20 protein-coding genes are annotated in these 19,903 nt (G+C 64.0%); 10 read left to right on the plus strand and 10 right to left on the minus strand.

Annotation, left to right across the window (positions count from 1 at the left end):
• Positions 1-326: 326 nt before the first annotated feature.
• A complete protein-coding gene (locus C8C96_RS11050; RefSeq protein ID WP_121942345.1) occupies positions 327-2,108 on the plus strand; it encodes a bifunctional protein-serine/threonine kinase/phosphatase in 1,782 nt (593 codons plus the stop codon).
• Between the two features lie 266 nt (positions 2,109-2,374).
• On the opposite strand, the gene C8C96_RS11055 is transcribed toward C8C96_RS11050, so the two are convergent.
• Positions 2,375-3,589, minus strand: a complete 1,215-nt coding sequence (locus C8C96_RS11055; RefSeq protein WP_121942346.1) for a nitrate/nitrite transporter — start codon at positions 3,587-3,589, stop codon at positions 2,375-2,377.
• A gap of 488 nt (positions 3,590-4,077) precedes the next feature.
• Here C8C96_RS11055 and C8C96_RS11060 point away from each other — a divergent pair, with 488 nt between their 5' ends.
• The 3 genes from C8C96_RS11060 to C8C96_RS11070 all read left to right on the plus strand — a co-directional run bounded on the left by C8C96_RS11060 (position 4,078) and on the right by C8C96_RS11070 (position 6,539).
• Entirely contained in the window at positions 4,078-5,727 is a 1,650-nt protein-coding gene (locus C8C96_RS11060) for a methyl-accepting chemotaxis protein (RefSeq protein ID WP_121942347.1), read from the plus strand.
• A gap of 89 nt (positions 5,728-5,816) precedes the next feature.
• Entirely contained in the window at positions 5,817-6,023 is a 207-nt protein-coding gene (locus tag C8C96_RS11065) for a hypothetical protein (RefSeq protein ID WP_121942348.1), read from the plus strand.
• 18 nt (positions 6,024-6,041) lie between these two features.
• Complete coding sequence (locus C8C96_RS11070; RefSeq protein WP_056743974.1) at positions 6,042-6,539, plus strand: MarR family winged helix-turn-helix transcriptional regulator; 498 nt, start codon at positions 6,042-6,044, stop codon at positions 6,537-6,539.
• 50 nt (positions 6,540-6,589) lie between these two features.
• Here the strand turns inward: C8C96_RS11070 and C8C96_RS11075 are convergent, their stop codons facing one another.
• The 7 genes from C8C96_RS11075 to C8C96_RS11105 all read right to left on the minus strand — a co-directional run bounded on the left by C8C96_RS11075 (position 6,590) and on the right by C8C96_RS11105 (position 14,482).
• A complete protein-coding gene (locus C8C96_RS11075) occupies positions 6,590-7,366 on the minus strand; it encodes an enoyl-CoA hydratase-related protein (protein ID WP_121942349.1) in 777 nt (258 codons plus the stop codon).
• 23 nt (positions 7,367-7,389) lie between these two features.
• Positions 7,390-8,382 carry a tripartite tricarboxylate transporter substrate binding protein gene (locus C8C96_RS11080; RefSeq protein WP_121942350.1) on the minus strand — a complete coding sequence of 331 codons (993 nt, stop codon included), beginning with the start codon at positions 8,380-8,382 and terminating at the stop codon, positions 7,390-7,392.
• Between the two features lie 60 nt (positions 8,383-8,442).
• The gene (aliA, locus tag C8C96_RS11085; protein ID WP_121942351.1) at positions 8,443-10,086 is read right to left on the minus strand and encodes a cyclohexanecarboxylate-CoA ligase; all 1,644 of its coding nucleotides are present in this window, start codon (positions 10,084-10,086) and stop codon (positions 8,443-8,445) included.
• 70 nt (positions 10,087-10,156) lie between these two features.
• On the minus strand, positions 10,157-11,314 hold the full coding sequence (gene aliB, locus C8C96_RS11090) for a cyclohexanecarboxyl-CoA dehydrogenase (protein ID WP_056058286.1): 1,158 nt from the start codon (positions 11,312-11,314) through the stop codon (positions 10,157-10,159).
• A 20-nt stretch (positions 11,315-11,334) separates the two neighbouring features.
• Positions 11,335-12,117, minus strand: a complete 783-nt coding sequence (badI, locus tag C8C96_RS11095; protein ID WP_099730828.1) for a 2-ketocyclohexanecarboxyl-CoA hydrolase — start codon at positions 12,115-12,117, stop codon at positions 11,335-11,337.
• Positions 12,118-12,154: 37 nt separating this feature from the next.
• The gene (gene badH, locus C8C96_RS11100; RefSeq protein ID WP_121942352.1) at positions 12,155-12,922 is read right to left on the minus strand and encodes a 2-hydroxycyclohexanecarboxyl-CoA dehydrogenase; all 768 of its coding nucleotides are present in this window, start codon (positions 12,920-12,922) and stop codon (positions 12,155-12,157) included.
• 534 nt (positions 12,923-13,456) lie between these two features.
• On the minus strand, positions 13,457-14,482 hold the full coding sequence (locus C8C96_RS11105) for a LacI family DNA-binding transcriptional regulator (RefSeq protein ID WP_121942353.1): 1,026 nt from the start codon (positions 14,480-14,482) through the stop codon (positions 13,457-13,459).
• 168 nt (positions 14,483-14,650) lie between these two features.
• Between C8C96_RS11105 and C8C96_RS11110 the strand changes: the two genes are divergently transcribed.
• The 4 genes from C8C96_RS11110 to C8C96_RS11125 are packed head-to-tail and all read left to right on the plus strand — an operon-like array spanning position 14,651 to position 18,044.
• A complete protein-coding gene (locus C8C96_RS11110) occupies positions 14,651-15,172 on the plus strand; it encodes a gluconokinase (RefSeq protein WP_233584217.1) in 522 nt (173 codons plus the stop codon).
• Positions 15,169-15,681 (plus strand): TRAP transporter small permease, encoded by a 513-nt coding sequence (locus C8C96_RS11115; protein WP_121942355.1) that lies wholly within the window; start codon positions 15,169-15,171, stop codon positions 15,679-15,681. Before C8C96_RS11110 ends, C8C96_RS11115 begins: the two co-directional genes overlap by 4 nt.
• A gap of 2 nt (positions 15,682-15,683) precedes the next feature.
• Positions 15,684-16,976, plus strand: a complete 1,293-nt coding sequence (locus tag C8C96_RS11120; protein WP_056058302.1) for a TRAP transporter large permease — start codon at positions 15,684-15,686, stop codon at positions 16,974-16,976.
• A gap of 48 nt (positions 16,977-17,024) precedes the next feature.
• Positions 17,025-18,044, plus strand: coding sequence for a TRAP transporter substrate-binding protein (locus tag C8C96_RS11125; RefSeq protein WP_056058306.1), 1,020 nt, complete (start codon positions 17,025-17,027; stop codon positions 18,042-18,044).
• A gap of 163 nt (positions 18,045-18,207) precedes the next feature.
• Here C8C96_RS11125 and C8C96_RS11130 read toward each other — a convergent pair whose 3' ends face one another.
• Positions 18,208-18,501 carry a hypothetical protein gene (locus tag C8C96_RS11130; RefSeq protein ID WP_056058309.1) on the minus strand — a complete coding sequence of 98 codons (294 nt, stop codon included), beginning with the start codon at positions 18,499-18,501 and terminating at the stop codon, positions 18,208-18,210.
• An 84-nt stretch (positions 18,502-18,585) separates the two neighbouring features.
• Positions 18,586-18,876: a DUF4148 domain-containing protein gene (locus tag C8C96_RS11135; protein ID WP_121942356.1), complete on the minus strand. Its 291-nt coding sequence runs from the start codon at positions 18,874-18,876 to the stop codon at positions 18,586-18,588.
• Between the two features lie 240 nt (positions 18,877-19,116).
• Between C8C96_RS11135 and C8C96_RS24620 the strand changes: the two genes are divergently transcribed.
• A complete protein-coding gene (locus C8C96_RS24620; RefSeq protein WP_147455664.1) occupies positions 19,117-19,371 on the plus strand; it encodes a hypothetical protein in 255 nt (84 codons plus the stop codon).
• 42 nt (positions 19,372-19,413) lie between these two features.
• Positions 19,414-19,851, plus strand: coding sequence for a CBS domain-containing protein (locus tag C8C96_RS11140; protein WP_121942357.1), 438 nt, complete (start codon positions 19,414-19,416; stop codon positions 19,849-19,851).
• The last annotated feature ends 52 nt before the right edge of the window (positions 19,852-19,903 follow it).

Raw genomic sequence — 19,903 nt, forward strand, 5'->3', positions numbered from 1 at the left:
TCCGTCGGTTCCATCGCCTGGGCGATGCAAAAAACAAAAAAGGCGTCCACACGATGCAGCTCCGACATTCCATCGAAACCGCATGTGGGGACGCCTTCGTCCATACAACCCCTTGGTGCGCCGTTGCACCGCTGAATTGCGTGGCCCAGTTGGGCCGTTGCTTCGGGTAAGCAATGCCCGTGCCAGAGTTTGTGCACTGATGTGGGGTGATCCGGTGTTGTCCGCCCTGCAGAGGGCGGAGTTTTGGGTGTTGACGGGTGGCTCGGCTGCGCGGCGCGGTGCGTGCATGCACCACCTTGGGCATGGAACCTGCATGGAGGTGGTGCATGAGTTTTGAACTGGACATCGGCCATACCTCGCAGGCCGGGCGCAACGAAGTCAATGAAGACTTTGCCGCCCTGGTGCAGGGGCAGGGGCGCGACCGCGAACGCGGCGCCATCGCTGCCATTGCCGATGGTGTAAGCACCGGAGGCAAGGGCCGCGAAGCCGCACAGACCACGGTGAACACGCTGGTGAACGACTACTTCGCCACGCCCGACACCTGGGACACCACCGTGGCGCTGGACCGCATCCTGAGCGCGCACAATGGCTGGCTGGCGTCGATGAACCGGCGCCGCCAGCCCGCCGTGGGCCTGACCACGCTCACCGCCGTGGTGCTGCGCGGCCAGTCGTACACGCTGGCCCATGTGGGCGATACGCGCGCCTATCTGCTGCGGGGCGGCCGGCTGCAACTGCTGACGACCGACCATGTGATGGCGCAGCGTGACCTGGCGCACCAGCTCACCCGCGCCATGGGCCTGGACGACCATGTGGTGGTGGATTACAGCCAGGGCGAACTGCACAGCGGCGACCTGCTAGTGCTGCTATCCGATGGTGTGCACGGCAGCCTGCCCGAGCGTGAACTGCGCCAGTTGCTGCTGCAGCCGCAGGATGCCAACACCCCCAGTGCCGTCGGCGCCCAGGCGCTGAGCGAGGAGATCACGCGCGCAGCCCTGCGCCGGGGCAGCACCGACAACGTGACCGCGCTGGTGGTGCGGGTGCAGGGGGCGCTGGAAGCCACCTTGCAGGATGAGTCCCGCCGGGCGCAGCACTTGCCAGTGTTGCCGTTGCTCAAGGTGGGCGAGCCGGTGGATGGCCTGGTGGTGACCGCGCTGGTGGCCGACAGCGGCGTGCACCGCATCTACCAGGTGCGCGACCCGGCCACACAGCGGCTGTACGCGCTCAAGACGCTGGTGCCCGCCCGCGCGCACGATGCGCAGGAGCGCGCCACTTTGGCGCATGAGGCCTGGGTGGCCCGGCGCATGCAGTCCGGCCATGCGGCGGTGCACCTTGCGCGCCTGAACACCTGGCCGCCAGAGCAGGGCGGTGCAAGCCCCGGCGCCAGTGCGTTTTATCTGCTCTATGACTGGCATGCGGGCCAGACCCTGGGCCAGCGCCTGCGCGGCCGCCAGCACCTGGGCGTGCCGCAGGCCGTGTCGGTGGTGATGCAGGCGGCGCAGGTGCTGGGCTGGCTGCATCGGCAAGGGGTGGTCCACCGCGACATCAAGCCCGACAACCTGCACCTGGGCGACGACGGCGTGTTGCGGGTGCTGGACCTGGGCGTGGCCCTGTCGGGCCGCGAGCCCGAGGCCACGCGCCGCCTGCACGCAGGCACCCCCAGCTACATGAACCCCGAGCAGTGGCCGGGCTATGAAAAGAACGGGGACCCCGCCGGCCAGTTGCCCGATGCGGGCAGCGACCTGTTCGCCCTGGGCGTCACGCTGTACCAGCTGCTGAGCCATGGGCGCCTGCCCTATGGCGAGGTGGTGCAGTACCAGCTGGGCCGCTACCACCGCGACCCCCTGGCCCCCAGCCGCCACAACCCCAGCGTGCCCATCTGGCTCGACCAGATCGCGTTGAAGGCTGTGGCCCGCCAGCGCACACAACGCTTTGAAACCGCCGAGGAACTGCTGCTGGCCCTCGAGCGGGGGGCTTCGCGTCCCTTGTCCGCCCCTGGCCCGCAGCCGCTGATGCAGCGCGATGCCACGGCGCTGTGGAAGATCGCGCTGGCGGTGAGTGTGCTGGTGAACCTGTTGCTGGTGTATTGGCTGCTGTTTCTGCCGCGATGAGAGTGATTGATTTGCTATTGAAAATATAGCTATCGATGCATATGGGAAATGCGCTTGGCGGCGATTGGGCTTGAAATGTGGGGTGGCCGGCGCGTTGACTGACTACGGACGTTCACGCGCCCCGGGCGCGGCCACCCTTCTGGCGAAAGTGTGGCAAGCGCTGTCGCTGTCGCGCTTACTTGCTCAACGCAAGTCATGCGCTGCGCGCACGGCCACCCTTCTGGCGAAAGCGCGGGCAATGCTGCGCATTGGCTGGCTACGCCAGCTCAGGCACTGCGTGCCCGACCGCCCTTTTCCGCCCACGTACGGGTCCAGCGGATCTGCATGACCCGCAACAGCACTAGCATGGCAGAGGCGCACACCGCAATGCCCACAAAGCCCCACAGGTAGGTGCCGGTGTACTGGCGCGAAAAGCCCATGCCGTTGGGGATGAGGCCGCCACCCAGCGCGCCGATCTCGCCAATCATCGAGCCGGCGACGGCCGTGGACAGCGGCCAGCGCAGCGGCACCAGCTGGAACAGCGCGCCGTTGCCCGCGCCCAGTGCCGCAAAACACACCAGGAACAGCAGCATCGTCACCGGCAAGGAGTTTTCGGCCAGGCCGCACAGCACCATGCTCACGGCGGTGATGGCCAGCACACCAGTGAGCGTGTTGACGCCGCCCCAATGGTCGGACAGCCAGCCGCCCATCACCCGCAGTGCCGCACCCAGAAAGGCGGCCAGCATGGTCAGTTGCCCTGCCTGCACCTTGCTCACGCCAAACTGGTCGTAGAAGTAGCTGGGCAGGAAGGCCGTCAGACCGATGAAGCCGCCAAAGGTCACGGCGTAGATCAGGCTGAACGCCCAGCCATCTTTTTCAAAGAGACAGGCAATGTGTTCGCGAAACGTGGCGTGGGGCGCGAGGTCCGGCGGTTCCTTCGCATACACCGCCATCACTACGGCGGGCACGGCCACGCTCACGGCGGCAAAGCCATACACCGCCTGCCAGCCAAACTTCTGCGCCAGGGCAGGCGCCAGCAGCGCTGCCACGGCAGTGCCCACATTGCCTGCGCCCACGATACCCATGGCCAGGCCCTTGTAGCGCGGTGGAAACGAGCCCGAGCCCAGCGAAAGCGCCACGCCAAAGCTCGCCCCCGCCACGCCCAGCAGGATGCCCAGCGCCAGCAGATCGTTGAAGGTGTGCACGAACAGGTAGCCATAGCCCATGGCCAAAAAGATGCCGGCCATCTCGACCAGGGTGGCGCGCTTGCGGCCGATGTACTGCGCCAGGATGCCCAGCGGAAACCGCATCAGCGCTCCCGCAAAAATCGGTATGGACAGCATCATGCCCATCTGGGTGGGGGAGAGCTGGAAGCTCTCGCGGATGAACGGCGCCATCGCACCGTTGATGACCCACACCGCGCACGAAAAGCCGAAGTACAGAAACGACGCCCACAGCGTGGGTGCGTGGCCGGATTTGAGGAACTCTCTGAAGTAATGCATGGGTGTGAGTGCAAAGGGCTGAGGGGGTGACCCCTTCGCCCGGCCAGAAAACAAAAAGGCGTCCACACGGACCGCGCGGGCTGACCAGCCCCAACGCACTCCATGAAGACGCCAACGTCCTGTTCGCCCAATCCGCCATTGCACCGGGCTGACACGCGGCCAGCGTTGGCCGCGCCTTATGGCAAGCAATGGCTATGCCAGTGCCGATATGGGGGAGGAATTTTGATGAAATTGCCAGGAAGCGCTTGTAAATTGGGTACTTTTAGCTATCAAAAATGAAGCACATTTTCTGCCAAGTGCTCACTTTGGTGCATTGCAGCGGAGTGCGACGCACAGTGTTGGTGTTGCGCACTGAGTTGGTGAGTTGGCGATAGAGGCGCTATTTATTTGTTTCAAATCCATTGCATTCGTCTTAGGATGTGTTCGGCTTTTCCACTGCCGTGTTGCCCGGTCAGGGAGCATCAAGGCATCTACGAAATGGGGTTCCCATGCGCGTCAATCTGCCGGTCAGCCAGCACGAATATGCGTTTCCCAAGGGCCAGACTCTGGTGTCCACCACGGACCTCAAGGGCCGCATCCTGTACTGCAACCCGATGTTCATCGAGGTCAGCGGTTACGAAAAAGAAGAGCTTCTGGGCCAGCCCCACAACATCGTGCGACACCCCGACATGCCCGAGGAGGCCTACCGCGACATGTGGGAGACCATCGCCAAAGGCATCCCCTGGTCGGCCCCAGTCAAGAACCGGCGCAAGGACGGTACGTTTTACTGGGTGATGGCCAACGTCACCCCGCTCATGCAGGGCGACCAGCCCACGGGTTACATGTCGGTGCGCACCGAAGCCACGCGCGAACAGATCCAGGCGGCCGAGTCGCTGTACAAGCAAATGCAGGCCGAAAAGCAGGCGGGCACGCTGGTGCACCGGCTGTCGGCCGGGCAACTGGTCAAAGACACCCTGTGGGGCCGTGTGGCCCGGGCTCTGGCGCTGGGGCCCATGGGCAAGATGATGGTGTGTACCTTGCTGCTGGTGGTGGCCTCGTGGTGCGCCGCCTTGCTGGGCGGGCACACGCTGTCGTTGGCGTCAGGGGCCGCGTGGCTGGGGGTGGTGGTGCTGGCGCTGGGCATGGCGGTCTACCTGCACCAGGTCACGGTGGCGCCGTTGTCGCAGATGCTGCTGTGGGCCAACCGCATGGCCGCGGGCGACCTTACCCAGAAGATATCGGCGTCGCGCAGCGACACGGTGGGCCAGCTGCAAAAGGCGCTGGCGCAGCTCAACGTGAACCTGCTGTCCATCGTGCGGGACGCCCGGCAGGAGAGCGAGCACATGCAGATCTCCACCCGCGAGATTGCCCAGGGCAACCAGGACCTGTCGTCGCGCACCGAGGCGCAGGCCAGCAACCTGCAGCAGACAGCCGCGTCGATGGAGGAAATCACCGGCACCGTCAAGCAAACCGCCGAATCCGCGCGCCAGGCCACGGTGTTGGCGACCCAGGCCACCCAGGTCACCGAGCGCAGCAGTGCCGCTGTGGACGGTGTGGCCAGCACCATGAAGCAGATCCAGGCCGCATCCGGCCGCATCAGCGAGATCACGCAGCTGATCGACTCCATTGCCTTCCAGACCAACATCCTTGCCCTCAACGCCGCAGTGGAGGCTGCGCGCGCCGGGGACCAGGGGCGGGGCTTTGCGGTGGTGGCCTCCGAGGTGCGCAGCCTGTCGCACCGCACGCTTTCGGCCGCCAAGGAGATCCGCCAGCTCATCGACGACTCGGCCACCAAGGTGACCGAGGGCCATGAAAAAACCGACGCTGCGCAGAAAACTATGACCGAGTCGCTGGAGCTGGTGCGCCGGGTCAACACACTGATTGGCGAGATTCACAGTGCTTCCAACGAGCAGCTCAGCGGCATCTCGCAGGTCAACTCTGCGGTGGCGCAGCTCGATACCATCACGCAGCAGAACGCCGCGCTGGTGGAAGAGAACGCCGCATCGGCCATGCAGCTCAATGGCCAGGCGCAGACCATGACCGAGACCGTGCAGGTGTTCCGCATCGACGCGTCGGCGCCCGCCCAGTCGCGCGATGCGGTAGCGCTGCGCAAGGAGATGAAGGCCTCATCCAGCAGCCGGGCGCTGGCGGCGGCCTGAGCCCACACAGCCGCATGCGCTACAGCGCGCGATGACGGTGTTGTCGCCCCTATGGTCCGCCCGCTCGCAGTGCCGAGGGCGTTGGCCCGTTGCGCGACCGCTTTCGGTGGGTTGTGGATTTCGATCAGCAGAAGATCGCCAATGATTGTGTTGCGCACCGGGTGCTTGAATTCATGCAGTCCGAAGGGCAAGAGACAAAGCCGGTGGTTGGGTTGATCGTGATGGTGTGGTGCGGGGTGGATGTTGAAGTGAGACAATATGTTGACTTGATTGCCGCGCGGTTGCAGTCTGCATAACCCACTAAGAACTCACGCATGCACCACCCTGATTCCAAAGCACAGATTGCCCGTATGGAGCTGGCTAACCGGTTGTTTTTTCGGCTGTACCAATGTGCGAACTTGTTGCATAAAACCGGTTCGCGAGCGGTCGAGAGCGAGGGGCTGACCACGCAGCAATGGGCGGTGCTGGGTGCCCTTTCGCGCGAGGAAGCGCAGCAGGGTATGGGGGTGAACGAGCTGGCGCGCTACCTGTTGGTCAGCCGCCAGAACCTCGCGGGGGTGATTGGACGCCTGGAGCGCGATGGCCACATCTGTATGGAGACCGATGAGAAGGACCGCCGCTCCCGCCTGATCAAGATGACCGAGTCCGGACGCATGACGTGGCTGGTCAAGGCCCGGCCCAAGATCGATGCATATTACGAGCAGGCGCTGGACGAATTCTCGGTGGGAGACATCACCCACACGCTGCACTACCTGCTCAAGCTGCTGGACAACATGCAGCGGCTGGATACTGGCGCGGAGTCCGAGGGCTGAGCCCGCTAAGGACTTCCCGCTGCCGGTTGGGGGTGACCGGGGCCTTCAGCTCAGCGATGTTCGAACGCTGGGGCGCGTTTGTCCAGGAACGCGTGCATGCCCTCGTGGGCGTCGGCACTGGCAAAGCGCTCGTACAGCGCATGGCGCTCAAACAGAATGCCTTCAGTCAGCGGGCTTTCCCAGGCGCGGTTGATCGATGCTTTGATGGCCATGAGTGCGGGCAGCGAGAAGCTGGCAATCTGCGCCGCGAGGGTAAGCGTGCGGTCCAGTAACTCGGCGTCGGGTACAACGCGCGAGACCAGACCATAGCGGTCGGCCTCTTGCGCATCAAGCATGCGGGCCGACAGACACATGTCCATCGCCTTGGCCTTGCCGATGGCGCGCGGCAGGCGCTGCGTGCCCCCCGCGCCCGGCAGCATGGCGAGCTTGATTTCAGGCAGCGCGAACCGGGCTGATTCAGCGGCAACGATGATGTCGCAGGCCAGGGCCAGCTCACAGCCGCCGCCCATGGCAAAGCCTGCCACGGCCGCCAGCACCGGTTTGCGCACTTGGCGAATGGTCTCCCAGTTGCGGGTGATGAAGGCGCCCCTGTACACATCCATGAACGACCAGTCGGCCATGGCCGCAATGTCTGCACCGGCCGCAAATGCCTTGGTGCTGCCGGTGAGGACGATGGCGCCGACATCGTCTTCCGCATCGAAGGCCAGCAGGGCGGCGCCCAGCTGGTCCATCAGGGCGTCGTTGAGTGCGTTGAGCTGCTGGGGCCTGTGGAGCGTGATCACGCCCACCCGGCCCCGGGTTTCCGTCAGTACCAAAGCATCATTCATGGTGGGTGTGGCGGGTGGCCGGGTCAGTCGATGTTGATCTTGGCTTCCTGGATCAGGCCAGACAGCAGCTTGGTCTCTTCGGTCAGAAGGGTGCGGAACTCGGCGTTGTCCAGGCCCACGGGCTCGGCGCCCAGCGATTCATATCGGTTCTTGGTGCTGGGCAGGGCCAGCACCTTGCCGATCTCCCGGGCCATGCGGGCCGTGACGTCTGCAGGCGTGCCATTGGGGGCCCACATGCCAAACCAGATGTCCAGCTCCGCACCCTTGAAGCCCAGCTCTGCCAGCGTGGGTACATCCGGGAAGAACGACGACCGCTTGGCCCCCGCCACGGCCAGCATGCGTACCTTGCCTGCGCGCACGTGCGGGAAGGCAATGCCTGGGTCAAAGACATAGTCCGCCTGGTTGGCCATCACATCCTGCAATGCAGGCGCTGCGCCCCGGTAAGGGATGTGCGTTGCAAACACGCCAGTGACCTTCTTGAACAGCTCGCCCGCCAGGTGCGGTGGCGTGCCGGGGCCTGCGGAGGAGTACGACAGTTTGCCCGGGTTGGCGCGGGCATAAGCCACAAACTCCCTGGCGTCCTTGAAGGTGGACTGGGGCTTGACCACCAGGTACATCTGGCTGCGGCCCACACCCGCGATGGGCGTGAGGTCCTTGGCCGGGGCAATGCTCTGCTTGAAGAGGAAAGGGTTGGCCGTTTCGAACGAAGTAGGCGCAATCAGGAAGGTGTGGCCGTCTGCAGGTGCGCGAATCACTTCGGCCGCTGCCACGTTGCCGCTGGCGCCAGGTTTGTTGTCCACCACGACGGGCTGGCCCAGCGCTTCGGTGAGCGACTGGGCCATGACGCGTGCCATCACATCGGTGGTGCCGCCTGGGGCAAAGCCGACCACGATCTTGACCGGCTTGGTGGGCCAGGCCTGCGCATGCGCCGTGCCGATGGCGCCCAGGGCACAGAGTGCCAGGGCGGCAGACTGGATGAGGCGTCTGCGGATGGGGGAAGCTTGGTGTGTAAGCATGTCGTTGTCTCCTGCTGGTTTGTTGTGTAGTAGTGATCGACGGGAAAACGGTGGCAACCTTCAGGCAACCTGTTCGCGCAGCATTTCGCGCAGCTTGAACTTCTGGATCTTTCCGGACGGTGTGGCTGGCATCACGTCTCGCACGATCAGGCGCTCGGGGATGTACTGCACGGCAATCTTCTGGTCCTTGAGGAACTGCACCAGGCCTGGCAGGTCGATGGTCTGCCCGGGCTTGGGCACCACCACGGCGCAGGCCCGCTCGCCCAAGCGCTCGTCAGGGTAGGCCACGATGGCCGCCATGGCGATGGCGGGGTGGCGGTAGAGCAGCGACTCGACTTCGACCACCGGAATGTTCTCGCCGCCGCGGATGATCACGTCCTTGCTGCGGCCGGTGATGCGCAGGTAGCCGCGCTCGTCGATGCGGGCCAGGTCGCCGGTGTCGAACCAGTCGTCGGCGTCGGTGGCGTTCAGGTGCGCGCGGTGCAGGTAGCCGCCAAAGTTGGAGCATGAGCGCAGCAGCAGCTTGCCGGGCTCGCCTGGCGGCAAGGCGTTGCCGTCCACATCCACCACCTTGATCTCCACGCCAGGCAGCGGGCAGCCATCGGTGTTGAAAGAGCGTTCATCGTCGTCCTCCAGACGGGTGAGCGTGACAGCGCCGTTCTCGGTCATGCCCCAGGCCGAGACGATCTTGGCGCCCAGCGCCTTGCGCGCCTGTTCCACCAGCGGACCGGGGATGGGCGCGCCAGCGCACAAAAAGGTGCGCAGGCTGGGTACGGCTACGCCGCTGTCGGCCACCGTACGCGCCAGATCGGTGAGGAACGGCGTGGAGGCCATGGTGAAGCTGGCCTTCTCTGCATTGATCAGTGCAATGGCCTTGGTGGGCTCCCACACGTCCTGTAGCACGGCACTGGCCTGTAGGAGGATGGGCATGATCAGGCCGTACATGAAGCCCGTCTGGTGTGCCATGGGCGAGGCCATCAACACCACGTCGTCGGCACCCAGGTGCAAGCGCTCGGCGTACGGGATGATGTTGGCCATCACGGTATTGGCCGAGTGCATCACGCCCTTGGGCTCGCCCGTGGTGCCCGACGTGTAGATGAGCTGGGTGACTTCGTCGGGGCTGGGGCGGTGGGCGGTCAGGATGGCTTGCGCATCGGGCTGCTGTTCCCATTCGGGACCGCTGAGCAGGGCGTCAAAGCTGTTGGCACCACTGCCACCGACCACCACCACGTGCTTGAGGTGCGGCAGGGTGGGCTGGAGGGCGGTGATCATTTGCTCAAAATCAAAGCCCCGAAAGGTTTGGGGCGCAATCACCACCTTGGCCTCGCCATGTTGCAGCATGAACGAGAGTTCGCGCTCGCGAAAGATGTGCATCAGCGGGTTCATTACGGCACCGATGCGCGAGCAGGCCAGGTAGGTCAGCGTGAACTGCCACCAATTGGGCAACTGGCACGCCACGATGTCGCCCCGGCCCACGCCCAGGCGCGACAGGCCCACGGCAATGCGATCAGCCATGCGTGCTAACTCGCGGTAGGTAAAGCGGGTGGTGGCTCCCGTTTCCACTTGCAGCGCGGTCAGCGCCCGCTTGTCGGGGCAGGTGGCCACGCAGGCGTCCAGCGCATCGTTGATGGTGCGGTCACGCCAGTGGCCTTCGGCCACCCGCTGCGTGCGGCGCGGGGGGAGCAGTACAGCGTCAAATTCCATGGTCTTGTCTCCTGGTGTTGTTGTGGGTGATCCGTGGCCTGCAGTGAGCTGTGGTGACTTGGGGGGGCGCTCAGGCAGGCACAAACTTGCGGCCGGCTCGGGCGCGGGCGATGATGGTTTTCATGATCTGCGCCGTGCCGTCTCCGATCTGGAAGCCCAGCACGTCGCGCAGGCGCTGCTCCATCAGTCCGCGGTCGTAGCCGCCGTGGCCAAAGCACAGCAGGCATTGGTGGATCACGTCGTAGGCCAGCTTGGGGCCCCACCACTTGGCCATGCCGGCTTCTGCGGTGTGCGGCAGGCCCTTGTCCTTGAGCCACAGGCCCTGCAGGCACAGCAGGCGAGCGCCTTCGACCTCAGTGTCGTACTGCGCCAGCGGATGCGTCACGCCCTGGAACGCCGACAGCGGCTGGCCGAAGGCCTGGCGCTGGGTGATGTATTCCCAGGTTTCCTCCAGTGCCACGCGCGCCACGGCCAGGCATTGCAGACCGATGAGCGAGCGCGAGAAGTCAAAGCCGTGCATTACCTGCACGAAGCCCTTGTTCTCGTCGCCCAGGCGGTGGCTGATGGGCACGCGCACGTTCTCGAAAAAGATCGAGCCGCGGCCAATGGCGCGTTGGCCATGGCAGTCAAAGCGGTTGGTGGTGATGCCAGGTGTATCCATGGGCACCAGCACGGCGGTCACACCATGCGCGGCCTGCTCGGGTGTGCCGGTGCGACCAAACACCACGGTGATGTCGGCCTGGTCGGCGGCCGAGATGGAGGTCTTTTCACCGTTGATGACGTAATGGTCGCCATCGCGGTCGATCTTCAGGCGCAGGTTGGCGGCGTCGGAGCCGCCGCGCGGCTCGGTCAGGGCGATGGCGCAGATCGCTTCGCCTTGAATGAGCTTCTGCAGCCAGGGGCCGACCACGTCAGGGTTGCCATACTTGGACAGGATCTGCGCGTTGAGCGATGCCAGCAGATTCAGGTACGAGAAGCTCAGGTCGGCACGGGCAATCTCTTCGTGGATGACGCCCGCAGCCAGACACCCCATGCCCAGTCCGCCGAACTGCTCGGGCAACTCCGGCACGATGAACCCGAGCGATCCCATTTCACGCAGCAGGGCGCGGTCCAGCACCCGGGTCTTGTCGCGCTCCAAAAAGCCAGGTGCGACCTTCTCCTGCGCAAAGCGGCGCACCGTTTCAGCCAGTGCCTGCAGGTCTTCGTTGATGTACGGGTTCGGGTTCATCGTTCTTCTCCGGCGGTTGCTTACTTCACGTACTTGCGGAATTCGGGCTTGCGCTTCTCTTTCAAAGCGTTCACGCCTTCTCGCGACTCTTCGGTGTCGTAGTACAGCTTGAGCGCATACATGCCCAGGCCCGCAATGCCGGCCTGGTGGGCGGTGTCGGCGTTGAAGCTGCGCTTGGCAATGGCCAGCGCGGTGGGGCTGCGCTCGCACAGCTCTTCACCAATTTTTTGCACTTCTGCATCCAGCTCGTCGTGCGGGAAGCAGAAGTTGGCAAGGCCCATGGCCACGGCCTCGGCGCCGCTGTAGCGGCGGTTGAGGTACCAGATCTCGCGCGCTTTCTTTTCTCCGACGACCCGGGCCAGGAAAGCCGTGCCGTAGCCGGGGTCCACTGAGCCCATCTTGGGACCGACTTGACCGAACTGCGCCTTGTCGGAGCAGATGGTCAGGTCACAGATGGTGGCCAGCACGTTGCCGCCGCCGATCGCAAAACCTTGCACGCGGGCGATCACGGGCTTGGGCACGTCGCGGATGGCGGTGTGCAGCTCTTCCATAGGCAGCCCAATGGTGCCGCGGCCGTCGTAGTTGCCGCTGTGGGCCGATTGGTCGCCGCCAGTGCAGAAAGCGCGATCGCCAGCGCCAGCCAGCACGATGGCACCCACATCACGGTCATAGCCGGCCTTGTTCAGCGCCTTGATGATTTCGTCGCAGGTCTGACCGCGAAAGGCGTTCATCTTGTCGGGCCGGTTGATGGTGATCCAGGCCACGCCGTTGCGCACTTCGTACAGGATGTCTTCGAAATTCATGGTGTTCTCTCGGTAAAGGTAAGGAGGTATCCGGGGATCAACCGTGCATGGTCAGGCCGCCCGACACGCTGATGACCTGGCCGGTGATGAAGCCCGCGTCATCGCTGCCAAAGAAGGCAATGGCGCTGGCCAGGTCATCGGGCTGGCCCAGGCGGCCCAGGGGGATAGCGCTGCGAAACGCTTCCAGCAGCTTGGCGGGGTCGCGGGCGCCTTCAGCCACACCGGCCAGCAGTGCGGTGTCGGTGGGGCCGGGGCAGACCACGTTGACGGTGATGTTCTGGCGGGCGTGCTCCCGGGCCAGCGTCTTGGACAAGGCCACCAGCCCTCCCTTGCACGCGGAGTACACCGCCTCGCCGGACGAACCACCGCGCGCCGCATCGGACGCGATGTTGACGATGCGGCCGGTCTTGCGCTCTGCCATGCCGGGCAGCACGGCGTGCAGCATGTGCAGTGCACCCGTCAGGTTGATGGCAATGAGCTTGTCCCACTCGGCAGGTACGGTCTTGGTGAAAGGCTTGAACACATCCCAGCCGGCGTTGTTGACCAGCACATCGATGGGGCCCAGGGCAGCTTCGGCCGCTGCCACGGCGGTGTCTACCTGGGGGCGCTGGGTGATATCGCACTGGAAGGCCTGGGCCACGCCCCCTGCAGCCTGGATGCCTTCGGCCACTTTCTGCGCAGCCTCCAGGTTCATGTCGAACACAGCCACCTTGGCGCCTTCTTCGGCAAAGCGGCGGCTGGTGGCCCCACCAATGCCGCCGCCGCCGCCGGTCACGATCACGGTCTTTCCATTCAGATTGCGCATGGTTCTCTCCTGAGTAGTTCGGGGCACACCCCCTGCTACAACAGCAGGGGTAATTAAGACAACATATTTGCTTATCGTAGTGACGCGAATTTGATGTGTCAAACAGTTGTCGTTTACGGCGTGGTAGGTGTTAACCCGAATTTTTGAAATAAGCGATGGATTTTCCCGTAGATAAGAACACCTTTGATAAAAACTTCTTGTTGTTTTTATGAAAATATATTGTCTTAAATTGGGGTGAGGTCTCTGTGCGCTGACTCCGAGTCGCATGCTGGGTAGGAGGTACCGCTGCGACGGCGTGCGCTGCGTGACTGTCAGGGTTTCGTCCCGTCTGCAGAGCCGGTGGGAGGTGTGAGCTCTGAGGTGGGCAAAGGGGGGGCGCACGCGACGGTTGTGGCGTGCGACGGCGCTCACCCTGGCCTGAGCGATAGTGAGGGGATGGGTTGTCTGCGCGAGACGAGCGACCGCGTTGCCGCCGGGTCTTGGCGTAGGTCTGGGCGGCGCTGTGGCTTCCGGTGGGCGCCGCGGAGAGAGGGGTCAGGTGCTCTCGCGCACCGTCAGCTCAAACCCCAGATTCACCGAGTTGTGCTCTGGCACCTCGCCGCGCATCAGCGCCAGCAGCATGCGTGCGCTGGCCTCGCCCACGGCGGAGCGTGGCGTGTGTACCGTGGTCAGCGGCGGCAGCATCTGGTCGCTGCCTGCCAGGTCGTTAAAGCCCGCAATGGCCACTTGGCCGGGCACCGACAGACCCAGGCGCTGCGCGGCCAGCAGGCCGCCCTGGGCCAAGTCGTCATTGCAGAAGAACACGGCATCGACACCGGGGCGGGTGCGCAGCAGCTCTTCCAGCAGTTCCCCACCCAGCCGCATCGATGAAGGCTGCGGGCTCAGCAGCTCCAGCTTGGGGTCGTACAGGCCCGCTTCGCGCAGACAGCGGCGGTAGCCCTCTGCGCGCTGCATGGTGCGGGGGTCCAGCTGGGCGGCTACAAAAGCGATCTTTCGGTAGCCACGCGCCAGCAGGTGGTCCGTCATGCTGTGGCCTGCATCCTGCTGCGAAAACCCCACGCAGAACACGCCGGGGGCCGAGGTCATCTCCATCAGGTGCACGCAGGGCACGCCGCTGGCGGCAATCAGGTGGCGCGCGGCCTCGGTGCGGTCAAAGCCGGTGACCAGCAGCCCGGCCGGACGGTGCGCGAGGTAGGTGCGCAGCAGCTGCTCCTCCTCTTGCGGGTCGTAGTGCGTGACGCCGATCAGCGCCTGGTAGCCCTGCGGGAACAGCGTGCGATGCACGGCCTCCAGCACGTCCACAAACAGCGCGTTGGACAGCAGCGGCACCAGCACAGGCACCTGCACGCTGCGCTGTGAAGCGAGTGCGCGCGCTGCGGGGTCGGGCACATAGCCCAATTGCTCAGCGGCGACTTTTACGCGCTGCACCAGTTCTTGCGCCACGCCGCGTTCTCCCCGCAGGGCGCGGGAGGCAGTGATGGGGCTGACCTCGGCGGCCTTGGCCACGTCGCTCAGCGTGATGCGGCCGCTGGAGCGGCGTTTTGTCTCGGGTTTGTTCAAGGGTTAACCCTCATGGGGGTTGGATTTGATCTGGTTAGGATAGCGCTGTCCAGGCTGATGGGCAACGCAACAGGAGCCATTTTGGATGAAGTTGCAGAAGTTGCCACAGATGGAGCGGCATCCAGAGCGGATGCCTTTTTTATGGATTGTTTGGATAGCGCTACCAATATGAGTTTTCAAGCGTCACCGGCTTTTGTGGTCGTCATGGGCGTGGCGGGCTGCGGCAAGTCGAGCCTGGGTTCCGCCCTGGCCCAGGCCGAGGGCCTGCCTCTGATCGAAGGGGACGACCACCACAGCCCCGCCAGCCGCGAAAAGATGCGCCAGGGCATTGCATTGACCGATACGGACCGTGAAGGATGGCTGGCCACGTTGGGACAGCTGCTACAGGACCAGCCCCAGGGCGCGGTGCTGACCTGCTCGGCGCTCAAGAGGGTCTACCGCGACCGCTTGCGCAACGCCTGCCCCGGGTTGCGGTTCGTCTTTCTGGAAATCGACCGCGCGAGCGCAGGCCAACGCGTGGCCGCCCGCGCAGGCACCCATTTTTTCTCCAGTGCCTTGGTGGACAGCCAGTTCGCCACGCTGGAATCCCCCGTGGGCGAAACGGGCGTGCTGCGCCTGGATGCATTGCTGGACCTGCCCACGCTGCAACAACAGGCCTCGGCCTGGCTGGCAACGAAGGAGACCGCATGAGTTCCCCTGCACAACATGCCGTGCCAGAGAGCCGCTTTGCGCGGATCTCCCAGGTGCTCATGGCCAGCTGCCTGGGCGTGATGGCCGTGGCCGTGTTCATCAACGTGGTGCTGCGTTACGGCTTTGGCAGCGGCGTGGCAGCCAGTGAAGAACTGTCGCGCCTGTTGTTCGTCTGGATGGTGTTCATCGGTGCCTCAGCGGCCTATCCGGCAGGCGAACACATGGCCTTCACCAGCCTGGCTGGCCTGCTGGCCAAGCGCCCGGTGGCCTTTGGCCTGCTGACGGCCGTGATCCGGCTGCTGGTGATCACCGCCAGCGCGATGCTGGCCTGGGGTGCCTGGCAGCAGGTGGTGGTGGGCATGGGCAGCCGCTCGGTCGTCATGGCCTACCCGGCGGCGCTGCTGCCGTTGCCGGCCTTTTTGTGCGCGGTGGCCATTGGTGTGATGGCAACCATCGAATTGATTCAACGCAAGCCGCTGGACCTCGGTCATGGCGCTGAGGTGGAGTGACCATGGGACCCGAAGCGCAGGCTTTTCTCGTTTTTTCGCTGGGCATGCTGGTGCTGATGGGCACGGGCATGAACATGGGCTTGGCCCTGGTGCTCACAGGCGCTGGCATGGCATGGGTGCTCGATTTTTGGGACGCCCAGTTGCTGGCCCAGAACCTGGTGGCGGGGGTGGACAGCTTTCCGCTGCTGGCCGTGCCCTTCTTTATCCTGGCCGGTGAGCTGATGAACTCGGGCGGCATCAGCCGCCGCATCATCGACATGGCGCAGGCCTGGGTCGGGCATATCCGGGGCGGGTTGGGCTATGTGGCCATTGGCGCTGCGGTGCTCATGGCCAGCATGAGCGGCTCGGCCCTGGCCGACACCGCCGCGCTGGCCACCATCCTGCTGCCCATGATGCGCCAGCAGGGCTACCCCATGAACACATCCGCCGGGCTGATTGCCTCGGGCGGCATCATCGCGCCCATCATTCCGCCGTCCATGCCCTTTGTGATCTACGGTGTGACGACCAACACCTCGATCTCGGCGCTGTTTGTCTCCGGCATCGTGCCGGGGCTGATGATGGGTGTGGGCCTCATCTTTGCCTGGCGTTGGGTGCTGCGCGGCATGGACCTGCCCCAGGGCGAGCCCTTGCCCGTCAAGGACCGCCTGCGCGCCACCGTGCGCGCCTTCTGGGCCATGCTGATGCCGCTCATCATCATCGGCGGTATGAAGACGGGCGTGTTTACCCCCACCGAAGCCGCCGTGGTGGCTGCGTTCTACGCCCTGGTGGTGGCCTTGTTCATCCACCGCGAGATGAAGCTGGCCGACATCTACGGCGTGCTGGTGCGGGCGGCCAAGACGACCTCCATCGTGATGTTCCTGTGTGCGGGTGCTCAGGTGGCCAGCTACATGATCACGCTGGCCGACCTGCCCAACGTGCTGACGAGCTGGCTGGGCCCCCTGGTGGAGAACCCGCGCCTGTTGATGGCTGTGATGATGATCGTGCTGGTGCTCATCGGCACGGCGCTGGACCTCACGCCCACCATCCTGATCTTTGCGCCCGTGATGCTGCCCATCGCCGTCAAGGCGGGGATTGACCCGGTGTATTTCGGCCTGATGTTCGTGCTCAACGGCGCCATCGGCCTCATCACCCCGCCGGTGGGCACGGTGCTCAACGTGGTGGCCGGGGTGGGGCGCATCTCGATGCACAGCGTCATCAAGGGCGTGAACCCGTTTCTTATCACCTACGTGCTGATCCTGGCGCTGCTGGTGGTCTTCCCGCAGATCGTGACTGCTCCCGTCGTCTGGCTGCGCTAGCCGTTTGCCTGCTCCTCTTCCCCGTTTTTCTTGCCAATGGAGACAACCATGAAAACTTTCCGTCGCACCCTGCTGGCCGCCTTGTCGGTCGCTGCCATCACCTGCTCGTTCCAGGCCGCAGCGCAAGACTTCAAGCCGCGCATCATCCGTTTTGGCTACGGCCTGAACGAAGACTCCAACCAGGGCCGGGCCACCAAGCTGTTTGCGCAGGAAGTGGAAAAGGCCTCGGGCGGCAAGATGAAGATTCGCGCCATCGGTGCCGCCGCACTGGGTTCGGACGTACAGATGCAGCAGGCCCTGATCGGCGGTGCGCAGGAGATGATGGTGGGCTCCACCGCGACCCTGGTGGGCATTACCAAGGAAATGGCGATCTGGGACACGCCGTTCCTGTTCAACAACGCCAAGGAAGCTGATGTGGTGCTGGACGGCCCTGTGGGCCAGAAGGTGATGGACAAGCTGCAGGAAAAGGGCCTGGTGGGCCTGGTGTACTGGGAGAACGGGTTCCGCAACCTCACGAACAGCAAGCGCCCGGTCAACAAGCTGGAAGACATGGACGGCATCAAGCTGCGCGTGATGCAAAACAACGTGTTCCTCGACAGCTTCAAGACCCTGGGCGCCAATGCGGTGCCGCTGCCGTTCTCGGAACTCTTCACTGCCCTCGAAACCAAGACGGTGGACGGCCAGGAGAACCCCTACAACACCATCCTGTCGAGCAAGTTCTATGAGGTGCAGAAGTACCTCACGGTGACGAACCACGTCTACAGCCCCTGGATCGTGCTGGTGAGCAAGAAGTACTGGGATGGCCTGTCGAAGGCCGAGCAGAAGGTGCTGCTCGACGCCGCCAAGAAGAGCCGCGACTTCGAGCGCCAGGACACCCGTGCCGAGGCCGACAAGGCGCTGGCTGACCTCAAGGGCAAAGGCATGCAGGTCAATGATCTGCCCGCAGCTGAAGCCAACCGCATGCGCGACAAGCTCAGTGCCGTGAACGCCAGCATTGCCGCCAACGTGGGCGAAGCGCTGTGGAAGGACGTACAGGCAGCGGTGGCCCAGGCGCGCGCGGGCAAGTAAATCTTGGCGGAGACCCTCGGCGGCCGCCAAGCTGTCGGGGGCGGGCCTCGAGCTTCTCTTTTTAGCGAAGTACCATCAAAAAATGGCCGAGGCCCCTGCAGGGGCCTCGGCCTTTTTTGGCATTTGCAACCTTCTACCTGCACCGTGGTGCAGGCCCAGCGAATTACATGGAGCCGATTTCGCCGGACGAGATCTGGCCGGTGCGCAGTGCTTCAGCGGCCTGGGCACGCACGGCAGCGCGGTCAGCCGTGGACTTGTAGGTCACCACACGCGAACCAGCGGGCTCGATGGAGCGGGTCTGGGCCACAGTAGCGGCTTCGGCAGCCACTTCAGCGCGGGTGCGGTTGGTTTCAAACTTGGTGGCGAACTGCGAAGCATCGGCTTCGTCAGCCTGGGCACCAAAAGAAGCGAAAGCAGCAACAGCAGCGATAGAGAGGAAACGGGCAGTCTTGTTCATGATGAAACTCCTGTGAAATTCGAAAAATGGGGACGAGGTATCTGGAATACGCGATGGGTGAAGCTGTGGATTCAAGAAATTGAATCAACCGCCTTCAGCAGGGCCCACGCGGCCAGTGCGCATGGCTTGTGCGGCAGCTTCGGCACGCACGGCAGCGCGATCAGCCGTGGACTTGTAGGTCACCACGCGGGAGCCTGCGGGCTCTTGGCTGCGCATTTGCACAGCCGTAGCGGCTTCGGCGATCACTTCGGCGCGGGTGCGGCTGGTTTCGAATTGGGTGGCGAACTGCGAAGCGTCAGCTTCGTCGGCTTGGGCACCGAAAGAAGCGAAAGCAGTAACAGCGGCGATAGACAGGAAACGTGCGGTGTTGTTCATGATGGAAATCCTTGAAGTTAAAAAAGCGTCTCAAAAAAACCGGGTGAAGATCAGAAACGACTCGCTTCGCACCGGGTTCGGTGAGTCGCCTTGCGGGTTCGGCTCATCGATGGGATGAACTGTACGCCGGTGCTGTTCAGAGAAAAACCACTGAGTCGCGAACTAACTGTTCCAGTATTGGAAACAATCTCCCGGGCCGTCTGCCGTGTCTGCCTGCCCTCGGAACCCTGGCGGTTTGCCATGGAATCCGCCGGGCGCAGGCAGGCAACAGATGCCGCAGAGGTGAACGTGGTCGGTGCGTTGAACATGGGCTCCATCGTGCCGGGGCAGGCCGGGGGCGTCGTCTCGCCGCGGTTTCGCTTCTTTTCAGTTTGTTTCGCGCAAGGCGGTATGCAACGGCGCAGAAACATCCATTGCATTCGCCGTGCAACAGATGATCAAAAAGCGCTGCACATGGGGCTTGCGTGGGTTGCGCGCACGGGCCTTATGGGCTGAAATCTCCCTGTGCCCGTTTCCGTTTTCACGAGGGAGGTTTCCATGACCGCAGTCGCCAAGATTCTTCAGTCCAAACCCGACGCCACCGTCCATACCATCAGCCCTGCTGCTTCTGTGCTGGACGCCCTCCAGCTCATGGCCGACAAGGGCATTGGCGCGCTCATCGTGACCGAGGGCGCGTCCATCGTCGGCATCTTTACCGAGCGGGACTACGCCCGAAAAATCGCCCTCATGGGGCGCACTTCAGCCGTCACCCAGGTCAAGGATGTGATGACCTCGGCCGTGATGTTTGTGCGCCCGGATCAGACCAGCGAGCAGTGCATGCAGCTCATGAGCAACAACCGCCTGCGCCACCTGCCCGTGGTGGATGGCGGCAAGCTGGTGGGCATGATTTCCATCGGCGACCTGGTTAAGGACATCATCTCCGAGCAGAAATTCATCATTGAGCAGTTGGAGAACTACATCACCGGGGGGCACTGACTGAATTCAGCTCAGTTCCCGCAAAGGGCCAAGAACGCCACTTCCGTCACTG

Source organism: Acidovorax sp. 100, from assembly GCF_003688355.1.
GTDB lineage: Bacteria > Pseudomonadota > Gammaproteobacteria > Burkholderiales > Burkholderiaceae_C > Acidovorax > Acidovorax delafieldii.